Here is a 16,480-nt window from a genome sequence, read left to right on the forward strand (position 1 = left end):
GTTTTGTTCTTCAAGCTTTTTCAGCTTTTCATAATCAACAAACACCTGCGATTTTTCTCCGGCATTAGCAAACTTTTTTCTCCATGCACGAATGCTGCTTACGGGAATGTCCAGCTCTTTAGAAACTTCAGCTGGTGTTTTACCGTTCTCTTGCATGTGTTTAATCGTTTGACGCTTAAACTCATCATCAAAATGCTGACGGATATCGCCCATGACACACCTCGACCTTTTTAGTGATTTTATTGTAGCAGGTCGCTGTTACAGCGTGTCTACTTTCTAGACTACATCCATTCGTGCGCTGTTATTGAACAAAGTTCAATAACTCGGAGCCGCGAACCGCCATTCGTGCGCCGTTATTGAACAAAGTTCAATAACTCGGAGCCGCGAACCGCCATTCGTGCGCTGTTATTGAACAAAGTTCAATAACTCGGAGCCGGGGACCGCCATTCGTGCGCTGTTATTGAACAAAGTTCAATAACTCGGAGCCGGGGACCGCCATTCGTGCGGCGCGCCTTAAGCCACAGAGGTGTGCGAGTTAGTCGAAGAAATCGACTAACGACGCGCCCCAAGGCTCCGATGCAGGCGAGATAGTCGAAGAAATCGACTAACGACGCACCCCAAGGCTCCGATGCAGGCGAGATAGTCGAAGAAATCGACTACCGGAGCATCTCGAGGCACAGGAGCAGGCGAGATAGTCGAAGAAATCGACTATCGGAGCATTTCGAGGCACCGAAACAGACGAGATAGTCGAATAAATCGACTATCGGAGCGCCTGGAGGCACCGGAGCAGGCGAGATAGTCGAAAAAATCGACTATCGGCGCGCCTTAAGCCACAGAGGTGTGCGAGTTAGTCGAAGAAATCGATTATCGTTTGCCCCCTCCGACGCGCCATACGGCAGCAGACGACGCAAAAAAGCCGCTCCCCGGTCGCGGAGGACTCGGCGGAGCGGCTAACTAGAGCTTTATTTTCCCATTAGCGCATGATCTTGCAGATGTCGTTCGTGAACGCCACCGGATCCTGAACCGGCAGGCCTTCGATAAGCAGCGCCTGGTTGTACAGCAGGTTCGTGTACAGGCTCAGCTTCTCCTTGTCGTTCTCGTACGCGTTCTTCAGCGATTGGTAGACCTCATGGTTCACGTTGATCTCGAGCACCTTGTCGGCTTGGATGTCTTGGCCGCTCGGCATCGCCTTGAGAATCTTCTCCATCTCGATCGTCACGTCACCTTCGGTGGACAGGCAGACCGGATGGCTCTTCAGGCGCTTGGATGCCTTGACCTTCTTCACCTTGCCCGCGAGCAGGCCGTTCATCGACTCGAACAGGTCCTTGCTCTCGTTCTCTTCCGCTTCCGAAGCCTTGTCGTCCTCGCTAGGCTCGATGCCGAGATCGCCGCTGGAGACGGAACGGAATTCCTTCTCCTTGTAGCTCATGATCATCTTGATCGCGAACTCGTCCACGTCGTCGGTGAAGTACAGAATCTCGTAGCCCTTGTCCGCGACCACTTCGGTCTGCGGCAGCTTCTCGATCCGCTCGATCGATTCGCCGGATGCGTAGTAGATGTACTTCTGGTCCTCCGGCATGCGGGACACGTACTCTTCGAGGCTGACGTTCTTCTTCTCCTTGGAGGAGTAGAACAGCAGCAGGTCCTGCAGCGTGTCCTTGTGAGCGCCGTAGTCGTTGTAGACGCCGAACTTGAGCGTGCGGCCGAACGACTTGTAGAACGCCTCGTACTTCTCGCGGTCGTTCTTCAGCAGGTTCAAGAGCTCGCTCTTGATCCGCTTCTCGAGGTGCTTCGCGATCATCGTCAGCTGGCGGTCCTGCTGCAGCAGCTCGCGGGAGATGTTCAGCGACAGGTTCTCGGAGTCGACCATGCCCTTCACGAAGCTGAAGTAGTCCGGCAGCAGATCGGCGCACTTGTTCATGATCAGGACTCCGTTCGAGTAGAGCTCAAGCCCCTTCTCGAACTCCTTCGTGTAGTAATCGAAAGGAGTGCTCTCCGGAATGTACAGGATCGCGTTGTAGACGACCGCTCCGTCCGCGCTGATGTGGATGTGCTTCACCGGCTGGTCGAAGCCGTAGCGCTTCTCCATGTAGAAGTTGTTGTAGTCTTCGTCCGTCAGCTCGCTCTTGTTCTTGCGCCAGATCGGGATCATGGAGTTGACGGTTTGCTCTTCCTTGAACTCCTCGAACTCGCCTTCTTCGCCTTCCTTCGGACGGCGGGACGTCATCTCCATCTTGATCGGATAGCGGATGAAGTCGGAGTACTTCTTGATGATCGCGCGCAGGCGGTACTCTTCGAGATATTCATCGTAATTGTCGTCTTCGGTGTTGTCCTTGATCTTGAGGAAAATGTCGGTGCCGACCGTTTCCTTCTCGGCAGGAGTGATCGTGTAGCCGTCCGCCCCCGTGGATTCCCACTTGAACGCTTGGTCGCTGCCGAGCGCGCGGCTGACGACGGTAACGGTGTCCGCTACCATGAACGCGGAGTAGAAGCCGACGCCGAACTGGCCGATGATGTTGTGGCCGTCCTTCGCTTCGTTCTCGTTCTTGAACGCCAGCGAGCCGCTCTTCGCGATCACGCCGAGATGGCTCTCCAGGTCTTCGGCCGACATGCCGATGCCCGTATCGGAGAGGGTAAGCGTGCGGGACGCCTTATCGGCCGTCACCTTAATATAGTAATTGTCCTTGTCGAAGACGAGGCTGTCGTCGGTCAAGGCCCGGTAATAGATTTTGTCGATCGCGTCGCTGGCGTTGGAGATCAATTCCCGGAGGAAAATCTCCTTCTGCGTATAGATCGAGTTGATCATCATCTCCAGCAAACGTTTGGATTCCGCTTTGAACTGCTTCTTGGCCATGCCGTGGATCTCCTTTCCTTCATTGAGAGATATGGGATTGTTTCTTATCACCGTTATTTTAGCACTCAATGCCGTCGAGTGCTAATCTTTTTTTCGGACGGAAGGCGGCTACGTGATAAAATCCTTCATTCTTTGCTTGCCCCATTCGTACATCATCAGAATGATCGGCAGCAGGCTCTCGCCAAGCGGGGTGAGCGAGTATTCCACCTGGATCGGAACGACCTCGTGGTACACCCGCCGGTGAACGATGCCGTCCTCCTCCAGCTCCCTCAGTTGATTGGTCAGCACCTTGTGGGAAATCCTCGGAAACAGCTTCTGAATGGCGTTGAATCGGTGCGGTCCTTCGACGCCCAGATGATAAATAATGACGACCTTCCATTTGCCGCTAATGATGGACAGCGTCAGCTCTTTCTCGCAATTGAACTCTTTGTTCTCGATTTTGGTCCGAATCTCTTGCCGTAGATCTCTCATTAACGAATGCCCTCTTCCTTATTCTAAGGTTGCCTGGAGGTAACCGCGTAACCTAGAAGTGCGTCCTTATCTTAACGTTCGGTCTGTTATAGAATAAACGAATCGTTCCCAAATAAAAAATGAACCGAGAATAGGAGACCTACCATGCAATTGAACAACCAAACCGCTATTATTACAGGCGCTGGCAAAGGAATCGGCAAAGCCATTGCGACTATGCTGGCCAAGGAAGGCGTACACGTCGGACTCATTGCCCGCAGCGCCGCGGATCTTGAAGCATTGCAAGCATCGTTAACGAACGAGTACGGCATCCGGGCGTATATCGCTTCTGCCGATGTTTCTAATGCTTCCGAAGTCGAGGCAGCCGTCGCCTCCCTGAAGAAGCAGCTCGGCTCCATCGACATTCTGATCAACAATGCGGGAATCGCGCAATTCGGCGCCTTGGTCGATATGGATCCGGCGCAGTGGGAACGGATCATTCAAGTCAACCTGATGGGCACCTACTACGTGACCCGCGCGGTGCTGCCTACGATGCTCGAGCAGAACAGCGGCAGCATCATCAACGTCGCTTCGACGGCGGGCGAGCGCGGCTTTGCTACCGGATCGGCCTACTGCGCTTCCAAATTCGGTGTACTCGGCTTGACGGAATCGGTGCTGCAGGAGGTTCGCAAATCGAACATTCGCGTGACCGCATTGACTCCGAGCACTGTCAACACGGAGCTGTCCGTCAATGCCGGCCTCAAGATCGGCGACGAGGACCGCATGATGCAGCCGGAGGATGTGGCCGAGCTGGCGCTTGCGACGTTGAAGCTGCCGAAGCGCGTGTTCGTGAAGGCCGCGGGGATCTGGACGACGAATCCTCAATAATCCGTAATAGAATTGTTATCCGTTATCCTAATAATTAAGCAGCCTGCCCGGCCCCTCGAAGGAGTCGGGCAGGCTGTCTTTTTACCAATTATTCACCGCATGCTCCGCGAAAGCGACCAAGTCCTTGAACTCGACCGTCCGCCCGTCGTCCAGAACGGCTCGGCCCGAGAACGTTCCGAACACCTGATGGATGCAGTTGTCGACGAACAGCATTTTCGTGATCTGCAGGTTATCGTAGATCGGAACGAACTCCATATCGAGCCTTCCGTCGTCGCTGACGATTCTCTTCTTCGACAAGTAGCCGCCGCCCGCCAGATCGAAGATAACCTTGCCAAGCTTATGGGCGGTGCCGTCGTAGAACAGCATGTTCTCCGTCGCCGCGGACGTATTGCCGAAGCCGTAGCCGATGTTGAAGCCGAAGCGCTTGCCGTCGACGTACCCGCTCCCGCTTCCCCAGTACCATTCGTGGTGGAACGGCCACACGCCGCGCCCCCAGTCGAGCAGGCCGAAGGCGCTGTCCGGCTCGAACCGGTACTCCTTCTCGCCGATGCGCACCGTTCCTTCCGCCGGCATGCAATTGATCTTGTGATTGTAATAGAAGTAGGCCGGATTCTCGTCGAAAGGAGTGGCGATGACGATAGACGACGGATCGGGCTGGGCGAGCTTGATATCTACCGTAATCGGCGGCGACTTCTTGTCGGTCGCTTCGCAGCGGAGCGACCTCTCTCCCGCCGACTGGCGGAACTCCATCTTCATTCCGCCGCTGCGGTATATCACGTCTCCTTGCTCCGCCGACGAAGGAAGCTTCAGCCGGTTGAAGGGCAGGACCAGCATCTTCGTGATCTCGTACCGGACGCCCGTCTTGAACTCGAACAGCTTAACCGAGACGTTGCCGGCGTAGGACACATGGCCGATCGTCATCTGGAGACAGAAGTCGTCGTTCGACACCTGATAGAAATCCCACTCCTTGATCTTCCAGGGAGCGGCCTTGATTCCGTCGCGATTGTAATGAAGAACCGATCGGGTGGAGTAGCCCCTCTGCTGCAGGGAGCCGTTCGGCCCGAGCACCGGACCGGCGTTCGTGATGCGGGTTTGCATGCTTTTATCCCTCCAAGTGAGTTGAAGAATCCGTGGGTACGGACGAGCCTAAGCGGCGCATGGCTTGCTTCGCGGCGGGAATGAGCGGCAGGAACGTAAGCAGCGTCACGGCCGCCGCGATCAGGAACAGCGTCTCATTCGGAACCATGCCGGCCACGCCGTCGATCTCCATATGGACGCCATGATGCTGGATCACCGCGTTGGAGATCAGCGGTCCGATCACCATCGGCACGCAGACGGCGAAGATCATGCGTACCCCTTCGAATTGGCCCCTCTGCTGCTCGGGGAACAGGTTCTTCACCCAAGCGGTGATCGTCTGAATGACGAGCACGTAGCCCGCTCCGGCGAAGAACGTGCCGATCAGGAGCACCGCGATCTGAGAGGACAGGTAGATCAGCAGCAAGCCGATGAAGTTGGAAACGACCGAGATCGCGATGATCCGAGCGGTCTTCTGGGCATTGATCCACTTGGCCGCCGGCAGCGTGAGGAAGATCGCCGCGACGAGACCGGCCGCCTGGATGCCTCCGGACAGCGTGTAGTTCATGTCGAGATAATTATTGAAATAGATCGTGATATACGGAAAATAAACGTTGAAGGAGATGAAGTAAACGGCGTTGACGACCAGCACCCAGAAGAGCTCCTTGTGGCGCAGCACCGTGCGAACGTGGAACACTTCCGCGAATTGCTTCCAATAGCCTCCGGCATTCCGGCGGGCGGTTACCTTCGGATCATCCTTCAAAGCGAAGAGAGAGAAGACGCCGATCAGGGAGACAAGGCTTCCCATCAGGATAAAGAAGGGGAAGAAGTCGAACAGGTCCACGAGCATCCCGGAGACGACGGCGCCGAAGATCGTGGCCAGCACCGGCATGGAAGCGAGCGCTCCGCCGAGCTTGCCCCGGTTGCGTTCGTTCGAGATGTCCGTCGTCCAGGGCTGATAGGCGGCGTCATAGCCCGTCGAGCCGAAGAAGCTCATCACGGCGTCCGCCGCGACGACGAATACGATGGCCGCGATCAGGGGATCGCGGGGAAGAAACTCCGCCGTGCCGAACGCAATCGTGAAGATGCCCCAGCAGATATAACCGACCGAGATGAACGGCTTGCGCCGGCCGGCCCGGTCGCTCCAGGTACCGATGAAGAACGTCGCGAACGTCGACACGATCGCGCTGACCGCGACCATCCACGTGATGATCGCCGAGTCCTTGGCGATCTTGTCGTAGACGAAGTTATTGAACCAGGAATTCTCGATGTTCCAGCAGATCTGGCCGGCCATGCCCAAGATCCAGATCAGCGTCCAATTCCGCCTCGTAATCCGCTCATCCGCCATCCGTTGCCCGCTCCTCTTCGCATGCGCGCGTTTCTCGCGATTCTATGAACCGATGCAGCTCCCGCAGCCTCGCGGGATCGATCTTGACGACCTCGCGGTCGTACGTCATCAGGCCGTTCGCTTCGGTCTCCACGTCCGTCAGCTGCGTATAGACCGCGGCGGACAGCCCTTGGGGAATCAGCGGCTTCAACTGGTCCTCGATGAGCGATCTATACTTCTCGTAAAGCTGCTCCGCGCTCTTATACTTCCGATAGCCGAAAGACTTGCCCTCCCGCCACGCATGACCGGGGAGCGGCAGTCCGTATCCGCCGTATTCGGACAGAACGTAAACTCTCTCTCGGCTCCCCTTGTCTCGCGGCTTCCGCAGCTTTCGAAAGTAGGTATGAACGCTTTTCAGATCTCCGTAGCCTTGATCGTGCCAGCCGCTCGCATGATCGACGGGCCTCGTCGGATCGCAGCTCTCCACCCAGGCTGCCGTCTCCGCAGCGTGGAATTGTCCCCATGCTTCGTTGAACGGCACCCACATTCCGATGCACGGGCTGTTGTAGAGCGCATCGATCATTTCTTTTAATTCCTTGCGGTACTGTTCCCGATTCGCCGGATCCGCGCGGCCGAGCGCCCGCAAGGTTCGCTCGGAGCGGTCGTCGATCCTCGCCGAGCCGAACAGGTTCGGCAGAATCAGATGATGAAGGTGGTTCCAGCCCGCTCCGCCGTTCGGCATATCCTGCCAGACGATCAATCCTAACCTGTCGCAGTGATAGTACCATCGGGCCGGCTCGACCTTGATATGCTTGCGGATCATATTGAACCCCATCGCCTTCGCCATCTGCGGATCATAAGCGAGAGCTTCGTCCGTCGGCGCGGTATACAAGCCGTCCGGCCAGTAGCCTTGGTCCAGAAGCCCGTGCTGGAACAAGGGTTCATGATTGAGGCACAGCCGCTTTCGACCGCCGCCGTCCGCCTCGATCGTGAAGCTTCTCATCCCGAAGTAGCTCCCGATCCGGTCGAGCACAACGCCGTTCTCGCCAAGGAGCCGGATCTCGAGCCCATAAAGGAACGGAGTCGCAGGGCTCCAGAGCTTCGCTTCCGGAATCCGCAGCTTGATCGGGGAAGACGCCTCACCTAGAGCGGAGGCGACTTCCTTCCCATCCTCCATGGCGACGGCTTCGACCGTCAACAATCCCGACGCCTCGCCCATATCCAGCTCGATCGTCAACTCCCCGGCGTCGATATCGGGAGTAAGCCGGAAGGAGCGAACGTGCCGCTCGGACACCGGCTCCAGCCAGACCGTCTGCCAAATCCCCGATACGGCGGTGTAGAACAAGCCCTTCGGTTGTAGCGTTTGCTTGCCCCTCTCCTGCCCGTAGGCATCGGTCGGGTCCCAGACGATGATAGCGATTACATTTTGCTCCGCGAAGCGGATATGGCGAGTGATGTCGAAGCGGAACGGACAGTACCCGCCCGAGTGCTCGCCGACGACCTGCCCGTTGACCCGAACCTCCGTCTTCCAATCCACGGCTCCCAGATTCAGGATCACCGAGCGCCCTTCCCACTCCGCGGGCAGCTCGAAGCTTCGCCGGTAACACAGCCTCTCCTCCGGCCTCATCGGCCGACCAACGCCCGACAAAGCCGACTCGATCGGGAACGGGACAAGGATCGTCCCGTCATAATCCTTGTCGGCTGCCTCTTCCGCTTCGAGCGGGCGAACCGCGTACTCCCACAGCCCGTTCAGATTCATCCACTCGTCGCGAACCATCTGAGGCCTCGGGTACTCGGGCAGCACGGCCTCCGGATCCACATCCGCCGACCATCTCGTGCGCAGCCCCTCGCCAGCCATTCGCCATTCCCGCTCTTTTTGGCCGATTGCCGTCACGCCCGTCATCCTCTCCCGTTGTACTCAGACCGCCTTGGTCCCATGGAGCTTCGTCAGCTTCGATGTCTTCCCGTCATGCTTCACGAGAGACAGGAAAACCAAGGCGATCAGCATGCCGCCCGCCGCGCAGACGAACAAGGACCGATAGCCGAATTCGTCTATCGCCAGCCCCAGCAGCGGAGGCGACGAGATCGCCGCGAGCGAGGATGCGAGATAATAGATTCCCGTGCGAGTGCCTACGCTGCTCTCTTCTCCCGTCGATACGATGAAGGGGTATGAATTGATATTGATGCACGCCCAGAAGATTCCGCCGAGAGCCAGCAGCACGCGAAGCAGAAGCAAGGACTTCGCCAGCGGAACCGCCGCGAAGACGAGGAACAGCCCGCAGATGCCGATCAGGATCGTTTTTTTCTTGCCGTAGCGGTTGCCGAGCCAGCCGCTCGGGATCGCGAACAGGACGAAGAACAGCGAGAAGAACGTCAGCGAGAAGGCCGCGGCGCTCTCCTCCAGGCCTAATTGATGCTCTCCGTACAGGGTGAACAGAGCCTCCACGCCTTGATAGGAGACGAACCAGAAGAAGATCGCCCCGAGCAGCAGCACCGTCGTTCGGTCCAGCTCGTCTCTCCACTTGATCCGGATTTTCTCTTCCGCGGCCGGGACGATACCGTCCCGCTTCTCGTTTACCGTGCGATAGAGAATCAGCAGGGAGAGGAGCGTGATGCAGGCCGCCGCGAAGAAGGGGAACGACTTGTCCGAGTCGTACAGAATGGAACCGGCCCCGTAAGCGAGAATGCCCCCGATGCCGCCCATAAAATTGACGATCCCGTTGGCTTTCGTCCGCTGCGCTTCCGGAGTCAGATCGGGCATCAAAGCGACCGTCGGGGAACGGTAGAGGCTCATGGCCAGATTCATCAGCATCATGAACAGCACGAGGGTGAACAAGCCGGTGTGAAAAGGAATCAACGTGACGAAGACCGCGGCCAGCGGCATTCCGATGAGCAGGTAAGGCATTCTCCGGCCGAATCGGGTATTCGTCTTATCGCTTCGGCTGCCGATCCAAGGCTGCAGGAACAGCGCGAAGTAGTTGTCGATCGTCATCATGAAGCCGATCAAGGCCGTGCTCTCGAGGTAATCGTCCAGGAAGAACGGAACGAAGCCGTTGTACAGCGCCCAAGTGATGCTGATGCTGAAGAAGCCGAAGCCAAGCAGCCAGGTTCTTCTCATCAAGCGTCCTCCCGGGACTCGCGAATGACCTCGGCCAGGCGGTCCGGATAATCGGTGATGATTCCCGCCGCTCCCGCCTCGATCAATCGGCTCATCGTCGCGGCGTCGTTCACGGTCCACGGATAATAGACGATGCCCTTCGCGGCCGACTGCTCGACCCATTCCGGCAGCACCGCATAATGATAGGCGTGCAACGCGGACGCGCCGATTCCCGCCGCATACTTCCAAGGCTCGTACAAGCCTTCCATATAGAGAATTCCCGTGCGAATCTCGGGAGCCAGCAGCTTGCACTTCACCAGCGAATAGTGATTGAAGCTGGAGAAAATGACCTGCTCGCTCAGCCCGAAACGCCGAATCTCCTCGATCGCCGCTTCCTCCATCCCCGGATAGAGCACGACGCCGTTTTTTAACTCGATATTGACGACGAGATCCGTTCCCCGGACAAGCGCAAGCAGCTCCGCCAGCGTCGGGATTCTCTCTCCCTGGAACTGCGGGCCGAACCAGGAGCCGGCATCCAGCTCCTTAAGCTCCGCCAGCGTAACGTCCTTCACCAGCTTGGGCGAGCCCGTCGTGCGCTTAAGCTGTTCGTCGTGAATAAGGACGAGCTGGCCGTCCGACGTCATCTGCACGTCCGTCTCGATGCCCGTCGCGCCCAGCTCGATCGCTTTGACGAAGGCGGCCATCGTGTTCTCCGGACAATAGGCCGAAGCGCCCCGATGGGCGAAATTTAGGATCGTAGCCATTGCTTCATTCCTCCTGCAGACCGCTTAATTCGATGAATCATTCCGATTATACAGGATACTAAGGCAAAGATAACCCATTTTGCGTAAAAAAGAAAGCGTTATCATTACGAGGCAAGGACGATTGGACGGTTCTATGCGGAATTGCTCGAAGACGGACGGTCGCAAACCGATAGCAAACAGGGCAAGAATGGAGAGTCAACCATTCCCTCGAAGAATGTCGCATTGGAGGGAATCAGCGGGATTGGCCGTCGCTGCCGCCGAAGAGGCTTTGCAGGTGCCGCTCGAAGCTCCGTCCGTATTCCTCCGACCACACCGTCAGGCCGCCTCGCCGGATCTCGGTCTCGTAATGCTTCGGAGGGGGCACCTCCCGCTCCGATTTCCGAATGACGAGGAAGGTCAAGGCATCCTTGACGGTCCTGCGGCCCATCCGAATGTCGACGAAGGCGGGGCGGTAGACTCCGCTATGTACCCCTTCCCTGCGCTTCAGGTACTCCAGCGCCTCCTGTCCGATCCGATAGACTTTGCCTTCGACGATTCCTCCCAGCTCCGCCATGTCGGCCCTTCCTCCGTCTTTGGCTTGGTGCGAGAACTTCAGGGAATACCCATGCAGCGTCCCTTTGCCCAGCATGTCTAGGAATAGGTGCGCCTTGCCCGCCCTTATGAATCTCTCGTCATCCATGCAGGAGCCGTAAGCGAAGTAAAGCAAGGGCTTGCCATCCCTCGCCCTTCGGTCGTACTTCCAATCTCCCAGCTCGATCGGCCGCGCTTCGCCGCTCCTTTCCGCTGATTGGATATAGACATATGCCTCCACCGTCCCGGAATCCGTGTGCACCGGCTGGCTCACGCGCAGGCTGTTCCTGCCCCGCCCATCCTCGTCGCACCCTTCCCAGGCATTCAATCTGCGCAAAATAGCGGGACTTACCCGGTACAGCTCCCCATACACGCTGCCGTTGCCGCCTGGAATCATAACGGGATAGCCGTTCCCCGTATCGTAAAGCCGGCCGGCCGTGCGGCATTGCTCCGCGGCAAGCTCCGAACCGGCGAGCAGCCGATGATTGCCTTCGTTCTTGCGCATGTTGCCATAGTGGAACACGAGAGAATTAGGTATGTTCATGGGATGGACACCCTCCTTATACAATCTCAGCAACCTATCGTATGAGCGTGAACGGCTTATCAGAAGGTCCTGCCCGATGCGGGAACGATTCGGAAGAGTTCGGATGCGCTGGGAGGCAATCTAAAGCCGTTGAGATGCGCGGAGGATGCGTTGGGAAGCCTTCGAATGCTGGTACTGGATGCAACAAATCGAGCGGGGATGCGCGGGAATGCGTTTGAATGCGCTTGGGGAGCAAACTCCTGCGGATAGGGCGGATACACATGCCATTCCCTCCGAATGCTCATATTTTAGGAGAACGAGGGGGGACGAACGTGAATCGGTATCGAAGCGTGTCCATCAAGAGCAAGTGGGTCAAAACGAAGTGGCTTCTGGGAAGCGAAGCTTTAAAGGATCATGTTCCTCCAACCGTGCCCTTCTCTCGGGACGCCTTGAAGCGAATGCTGGAGAAATACCCGACGGTTTACTTCAAGCCTACCGGAGGAACGGGCGGGTTCAATATCATCCGCATCGCGAAGCAGGGAGCAGGCTTCCGGACGAAGCAGAAGTCGGCCGTGCGCCGGCACTCCGGACTCGATGCGCTTTACGGTTTCTTGAGTCCGAAGGCAAGCCGCGAGCCTTACCTTCTTCAGAAAGGGATAGCGCTCGCAACCGTCAAAGGCAAACCCTTCGACATTCGCGTCATGGTCCAGAAATCGTCGGAGGGCGTCTGGACGAGCACCGGGGTCTTCCTGAAGATCGGGAAGCCGGGTACCGTGGCAACGAATTACGCCCAAGGCGGCAAAATCGGCTTCCTCGAGCCGTCCCTATCCGCTGCCGGCTTCAGCCGGCAAGGCATCGCGGAGGTGCGCGGCGACCTGGAGAGGCTGGGCGTTCAAGTAGGCAAGCTGTTCGATAAGCGCAAGAAGGGCTTCCGGGAGCTTGGGCTTGACGTGGCGTTGGATAAGCACGATAAATTGTGGATTCTGGAGGTCAATACTCGGCCCCAGTTCTATCCGCTCCGGAAGGCGGGAGACCGGAAGCTCTTCCGAAGGATCCTCTCGTTCGCCAAGCAATACGGCCGAACGCGATAACAATAGGGGCCGTCTCCGAGTCTTCACGACAGGGAGACTTGCCCCTATTTCCTTAGCAGCGGCGATTATTGCTCCAGCTCGATGCGGTAAACGCCGGAGCCCAGCCGGAAGCTTAAGCCCTGCGGCGCTTCCGTCACCCGCGAGACGCCTGCCGCGCTCGCCAGCGGTTGGCCCGAATCCTTGGCGCCCGCCAGCTTGGCGCCCGCCAGCACGACGTCGGCGGAAGAGTTAGCCGGAATCGTCAGCTCGTAGACGATGCCGCCGTTTCCGCCGCGGCTCCATGCCGAGCGGATCTCCCCGTACGGCGAATCCAGAGTCGCTTCGGCGTATGTCAGGGAGCCGCCCGGCAGAGGGCACAGCTTGATGCGGCGATAGCCGGGCTCCTCCGCATCCGCGTCGATGCCCGCTACGGCGCCGAACAGCCAATCCCCCACCGCGCCGTAAGCGTAGTGATTGAACGAGTTCATGTCGTCGCTCCAGAAGCTGCCGTCCGGCTTGATGCCGTCCCAATGCTCCCAGATCGTCGTCGCCCCGCGCACGACCGGATAGAGCCAGGACGGATATTCCCGTCGCTCCAGCAGCCGGTAGGCAAGCTCCCCGTATCCGTAACGAGCCAGAACGTGGCACAGATAAGGCGTTCCGACGAAGCCCGTCGTCAACTGGTTACCGCTCTCCTCGATCAAGCGGGCGAAGCGGTCCGCGGCTTGCGGGCGATCCTTCTCGTCGAGCAGGTCGAACATCAGCGCCACCGCGTAAGCCGTCTGCGTCGGCGAAGCGACCCTGCCGCTCGGGGTCACGAATTCCTCTCGGAACGCCGACACCACGCGATCGTGCAGCTTCGCGTACTCGGCCTCCTCCCGCTCGAAGCCGAGCGCCTTCGCAGCCTTCGCCACGATTCCCGTCGAGTAGGCGTAGAAGGCCGTTGCGATCAGCTCTCGCGGAGTGGCTCCGACGTAGCTGTTCTCCTTCGCGTCGAGACCGAGCCAGTCTCCGAAGTGGAAGCCCGTGTTCCACAGGTATTCGTTGTCGCCCTGCGCCCGAATGTACTCGACCCAGCCCTTCATGCTCGCGAACTGGTCTCGCAGAACGCGCTCGTCCCCATAGCGCTCATAGACGACCCAAGGGCAGATGACCGCCGCGTCGCCCCATGCGGCCGAGTTATGGCCGGCCATCTTCACCTCGGGAACGACATGCGGAACCCCGCCGTCCGGCTGCTGGTCCGCCGCCAGATCCTTCAGCCACTTCGCGAAGAAGGGCGCGACGTTCCGGTTGTACGTAGACGCCCGGATAAACGCTTGGGCGTCGCCGGTCCAGCCCAGCCTCTCGTCCCGCTGCGGGCAATCCGTCGGCACGTCGACGAAGTTGCCGATCTGGCCCCATACGATGTTGTCGGCCAGCTTGTTGATCAGCGGGTCCGAGCACCGGAAGCGGCCCGCGGGCTTCAGATCGCTCGTCAGCACGCAGCCGGCGAATCTCCCGGCAATCCGCTCGGCGGGTATCCCCTCTACCTTCACGTAGCGGAATCCTTGGAAAGAAAAGGTCGGCTCGAACGTCTCCGGCCCCTCGCCGGAACAAATATACGTGATCTTCTGCTTCGCCGTTCGCAGATTGCCCGCGTAGAAGTTGCCTTCGCGGTCGAGCACCTCGGCATGCTGCAGCGTAATGGTCGTGCCCGCCTTCTCCTGCACGGTGAACCGCATCCAACCGACCATGTTCTGGCCGAGATCGAGAACGGTCTCTCCGCGCGGCGTCGTTATTACCGACACCGGGACAAGCTCCTCGACCTGCCGAACCGGTTCGTTCTCTTGGGCGACGAGCGTGGTCTTCCCATAGGCATAAGGCTCCGCGTTCCCCCACCCTCCGTCCTCGCAGCCCGCCAAGCACCAGTCCTTCTTTTCCAACCGCGCATCATGAATCTCGCCGTGATAAATCTCGGACAAGCGAAGCGCCCCATCCGAGCCCTTCCAGGAGCCGTCCGTGCCGACGATCTCTTCCGAACCGTCCGCGTACCGGACGTGAAGCTTCGCCAGCAGCGCCCGCGTATTCCCATACAGGCGCTCCGGCTGGAAGCCCAGCTCGCTCCGATACCAACCGTTGCCCAGCATGGCGCCGAGGGCGTTATCCCCTTCCGTCAGAAGGCCGGTCACGTCATAGGTCTGATACTGCAGCCGCTTCCCGTAGCTCGTCCATCCGGGGTTCAAGTGCGTGTCGTCGGCCGCCCGGCCATTGACGAACAGCTTGTAGGCGCCCAGCGCGGTTGCATGGATGCGAGCGGCTGCGATCGGCCCTTTCAAGCGGATGCTCTTGCGCAGGTAGGCGATGGGCTCGTTGCCCTGTTCATCCGCAGGCAAGGGATAGGAGATCCAGTCCGCGCCGCCCCATTCTTCCTCCGAGTAATAAGCCGTCTCGAAGAACGCGGGAGCGCTCCACTCCGATTCGGCTCCGTTCGCTCCCCAGACCTTGACCCGATAGAAGTACCGCGTTCTCGGCCGAAGCGCTTCTCCCTTGTAGGACACGAGTACCGATTGGCCGCTCTCGACCTTGCCCGTATCCCAGACCGGCGGTTGCGCGAAGCTCTCGTCCTCGGCCGCCTGGAGGCGATAGGCCCCCTGAAGGAATCCCCTGTCCGTCGAACGAAGCTTCCAGCTCAGCCTAGGCTCCCGATCGTCGATGCCGACCGGATTCGTCTTGTGATTGCACGTCAACTCATAGATTTCGATGTTCGCCATCCGTCTCTCTCCTGTTCGGATCAAGTTTTCTACTTGCCTGAGAGGAGTGTAACGCGCTAACATCGCTAGTAATAGGGCTGAAACGGACGGATTACGGTGGTAAAATGGACATCGTAACCCGAAGACTCGGATGCGAAAATGGCGGATTGCGGATACGTTGGAAAATCGGGTTGAGCGGATATGCAGACATTAAAGGGTGGAGGCTCCTTCATGAGAACATCCCGGCATACGCTGAGAGGCAGCGAGCTGTTCCGAGAGGGACAGCGGATCTACGTCAATCGGATCGAGGAGAAGTTCGATCTCGGCCAGCACGAGCATGACTTCATCGAATGGAATTACGTGGCGGAGGGCAACGGCTATCACTACCTGGAGGATCGGGCGCTGCCGGCCTCGCGCGGCGATCTGTTCGCCCTCCCCGTGGGCAGCTCCCATGTTTTCCGTCCTTATTCTCTGGAGAAAAACCGTCGGCTGGTCGTCTACAACGTCGTGTTCGCCGAGGAGCTTATGGGCGAGATCGCGGAATCCGCGCCGGAGCTCGGGCTCGGCGAGCTATGGCGCTCGCTGTCCGCGGGCCCGCTCGAAGCCGGCATCGTGCGGGACCCGCTGCTTAGGCTGGAGCCGCTGTTCGAGCGGATGCACGAGGAGCATGCCGCCGCCAAGCCCGGCTACGGCGCCCTGCTCCGCTCGATGCTCGCGCAGCTCGTCATCGAGTGGGCGCGCCTGCTTTGCGCGGAGGCGGTTCCGGGGAATCGAACCGGCAGCGATCTGATCGGCGATGCCGCCTCCTTCGTCCGCGAGCGGGCGGCGGAACCGCTGACGATCCGCGAGGTCGCGGAAACGTTCCGCTTGAGCGAGCGGCACTTCCGCCGTCTGTTCAAGCGCCATACGGGGCAGACGTTCCACGAATTCGTGCAGCGCCAGCGAATCCTGACCGCCTGCGAGCTGCTGCGCACGACCCGCCACAAGCTGGACACGGTGGCGGGGATGGTCGGCTACCGGGATCTCCAAACCTTCTCGCGCGTCTTCAAGCGGATCGAAGGCAGCTCCCCGGGGCGGTATCGGAAGTCGTTCTTCCGGTGACGAGCCCTGCCTTGCCATTTCGCGTTCCGGCAAGAC

Annotated in this window: 13 protein-coding genes; 3 read left to right on the plus strand and 10 right to left on the minus strand. The window is 58.9% G+C overall.

Features of this window, described 5'->3' with window-relative positions:
- The 3 genes from ELR57_RS26160 to ELR57_RS26170 form a co-directional block, all read right to left on the minus strand.
- Positions 1-213: transposase (locus ELR57_RS26160; RefSeq protein ID WP_148125564.1), on the minus strand; the 213-nt coding region annotated here is incomplete at its 3' end.
- 760 nt (positions 214-973) lie between these two features.
- Positions 974-2,854 carry a molecular chaperone HtpG gene (gene htpG, locus ELR57_RS26165; protein ID WP_126962607.1) on the minus strand — a complete coding sequence of 627 codons (1,881 nt, stop codon included), beginning with the start codon at positions 2,852-2,854 and terminating at the stop codon, positions 974-976.
- 108 nt (positions 2,855-2,962) lie between these two features.
- Positions 2,963-3,325 (minus strand): winged helix-turn-helix transcriptional regulator, encoded by a 363-nt coding sequence (locus tag ELR57_RS26170; RefSeq protein ID WP_126962609.1) that lies wholly within the window; start codon positions 3,323-3,325, stop codon positions 2,963-2,965.
- A gap of 144 nt (positions 3,326-3,469) precedes the next feature.
- Between ELR57_RS26170 and ELR57_RS26175 the strand changes: the two genes are divergently transcribed.
- Complete coding sequence (locus ELR57_RS26175) at positions 3,470-4,189, plus strand: 3-ketoacyl-ACP reductase (RefSeq protein ID WP_126962611.1); 720 nt, start codon at positions 3,470-3,472, stop codon at positions 4,187-4,189.
- 81 nt (positions 4,190-4,270) lie between these two features.
- Here the strand turns inward: ELR57_RS26175 and ELR57_RS26180 are convergent, their stop codons facing one another.
- From ELR57_RS26180 to ELR57_RS26205, 6 genes are all read right to left on the minus strand, one after another.
- Complete coding sequence (locus tag ELR57_RS26180; protein WP_126962613.1) at positions 4,271-5,287, minus strand: DUF2804 domain-containing protein; 1,017 nt, start codon at positions 5,285-5,287, stop codon at positions 4,271-4,273.
- Positions 5,288-5,291: 4 nt separating this feature from the next.
- Positions 5,292-6,611, minus strand: a complete 1,320-nt coding sequence (locus ELR57_RS26185; protein ID WP_126962615.1) for an MFS transporter — start codon at positions 6,609-6,611, stop codon at positions 5,292-5,294.
- Positions 6,601-8,484, minus strand: coding sequence for a glycoside hydrolase family 2 protein (locus tag ELR57_RS26190; protein ID WP_202866432.1), 1,884 nt, complete (start codon positions 8,482-8,484; stop codon positions 6,601-6,603). Before ELR57_RS26190 ends, ELR57_RS26185 begins: the two co-directional genes overlap by 11 nt.
- A gap of 24 nt (positions 8,485-8,508) precedes the next feature.
- Positions 8,509-9,708: an SLC45 family MFS transporter gene (locus ELR57_RS26195; RefSeq protein ID WP_126962620.1), complete on the minus strand. Its 1,200-nt coding sequence runs from the start codon at positions 9,706-9,708 to the stop codon at positions 8,509-8,511.
- Complete coding sequence (locus ELR57_RS26200) at positions 9,708-10,451, minus strand: glycerophosphodiester phosphodiesterase (RefSeq protein WP_126962622.1); 744 nt, start codon at positions 10,449-10,451, stop codon at positions 9,708-9,710. Before ELR57_RS26200 ends, ELR57_RS26195 begins: the two co-directional genes overlap by 1 nt.
- Before the next feature lie 232 nt (positions 10,452-10,683).
- Positions 10,684-11,565 carry a gamma-glutamylcyclotransferase family protein gene (locus ELR57_RS26205; RefSeq protein ID WP_126962624.1) on the minus strand — a complete coding sequence of 294 codons (882 nt, stop codon included), beginning with the start codon at positions 11,563-11,565 and terminating at the stop codon, positions 10,684-10,686.
- A 311-nt stretch (positions 11,566-11,876) separates the two neighbouring features.
- On the opposite strand from ELR57_RS26205, the gene ELR57_RS26210 reads away from it, so the two are divergent.
- Positions 11,877-12,635: a YheC/YheD family protein gene (locus tag ELR57_RS26210; RefSeq protein ID WP_238162704.1), complete on the plus strand. Its 759-nt coding sequence runs from the start codon at positions 11,877-11,879 to the stop codon at positions 12,633-12,635.
- Between the two features lie 65 nt (positions 12,636-12,700).
- Here ELR57_RS26210 and ELR57_RS26215 read toward each other — a convergent pair whose 3' ends face one another.
- Entirely contained in the window at positions 12,701-15,364 is a 2,664-nt protein-coding gene (locus tag ELR57_RS26215) for a family 78 glycoside hydrolase catalytic domain (RefSeq protein WP_126962628.1), read from the minus strand.
- Positions 15,365-15,574: 210 nt separating this feature from the next.
- On the opposite strand from ELR57_RS26215, the gene ELR57_RS26220 reads away from it, so the two are divergent.
- Positions 15,575-16,444, plus strand: coding sequence for a helix-turn-helix domain-containing protein (locus ELR57_RS26220; RefSeq protein ID WP_158630183.1), 870 nt, complete (start codon positions 15,575-15,577; stop codon positions 16,442-16,444).
- The last annotated feature ends 36 nt before the right edge of the window (positions 16,445-16,480 follow it).

The organism is Cohnella sp. AR92, assembly GCF_003990975.1.
Lineage (GTDB): Bacteria > Bacillota > Bacilli > Paenibacillales > Paenibacillaceae > Cohnella.

What these genes read in the sequence shown, in the direction of transcription:
- htpG (WP_126962607.1), bottom strand. Translation starts at nt 2,854, where the DNA reads ATGGCCAAGAAGCAGTTCAAAGCGGAATCCAAACGTTTGCTGGAGATG.
- ELR57_RS26170 (WP_126962609.1), bottom strand. Translation starts at nt 3,325, where the DNA reads ATGAGAGATCTACGGCAAGAGATTCGGACCAAAATCGAGAACAAAGAG.
- ELR57_RS26175 (WP_126962611.1), top strand. Translation starts at nt 3,470, where the DNA reads ATGCAATTGAACAACCAAACCGCTATTATTACAGGCGCTGGCAAAGGA.
- ELR57_RS26180 (WP_126962613.1), bottom strand. Translation starts at nt 5,287, where the DNA reads ATGCAAACCCGCATCACGAACGCCGGTCCGGTGCTCGGGCCGAACGGC.
- ELR57_RS26185 (WP_126962615.1), bottom strand. Translation starts at nt 6,611, where the DNA reads ATGGCGGATGAGCGGATTACGAGGCGGAATTGGACGCTGATCTGGATC.
- ELR57_RS26195 (WP_126962620.1), bottom strand. Translation starts at nt 9,708, where the DNA reads ATGAGAAGAACCTGGCTGCTTGGCTTCGGCTTCTTCAGCATCAGCATC.
- ELR57_RS26200 (WP_126962622.1), bottom strand. Translation starts at nt 10,451, where the DNA reads ATGGCTACGATCCTAAATTTCGCCCATCGGGGCGCTTCGGCCTATTGT.
- ELR57_RS26205 (WP_126962624.1), bottom strand. Translation starts at nt 11,565, where the DNA reads ATGAACATACCTAATTCTCTCGTGTTCCACTATGGCAACATGCGCAAG.
- ELR57_RS26215 (WP_126962628.1), bottom strand. Translation starts at nt 15,364, where the DNA reads ATGGCGAACATCGAAATCTATGAGTTGACGTGCAATCACAAGACGAAT.
- ELR57_RS26220 (WP_158630183.1), top strand. Translation starts at nt 15,575, where the DNA reads ATGAGAACATCCCGGCATACGCTGAGAGGCAGCGAGCTGTTCCGAGAG.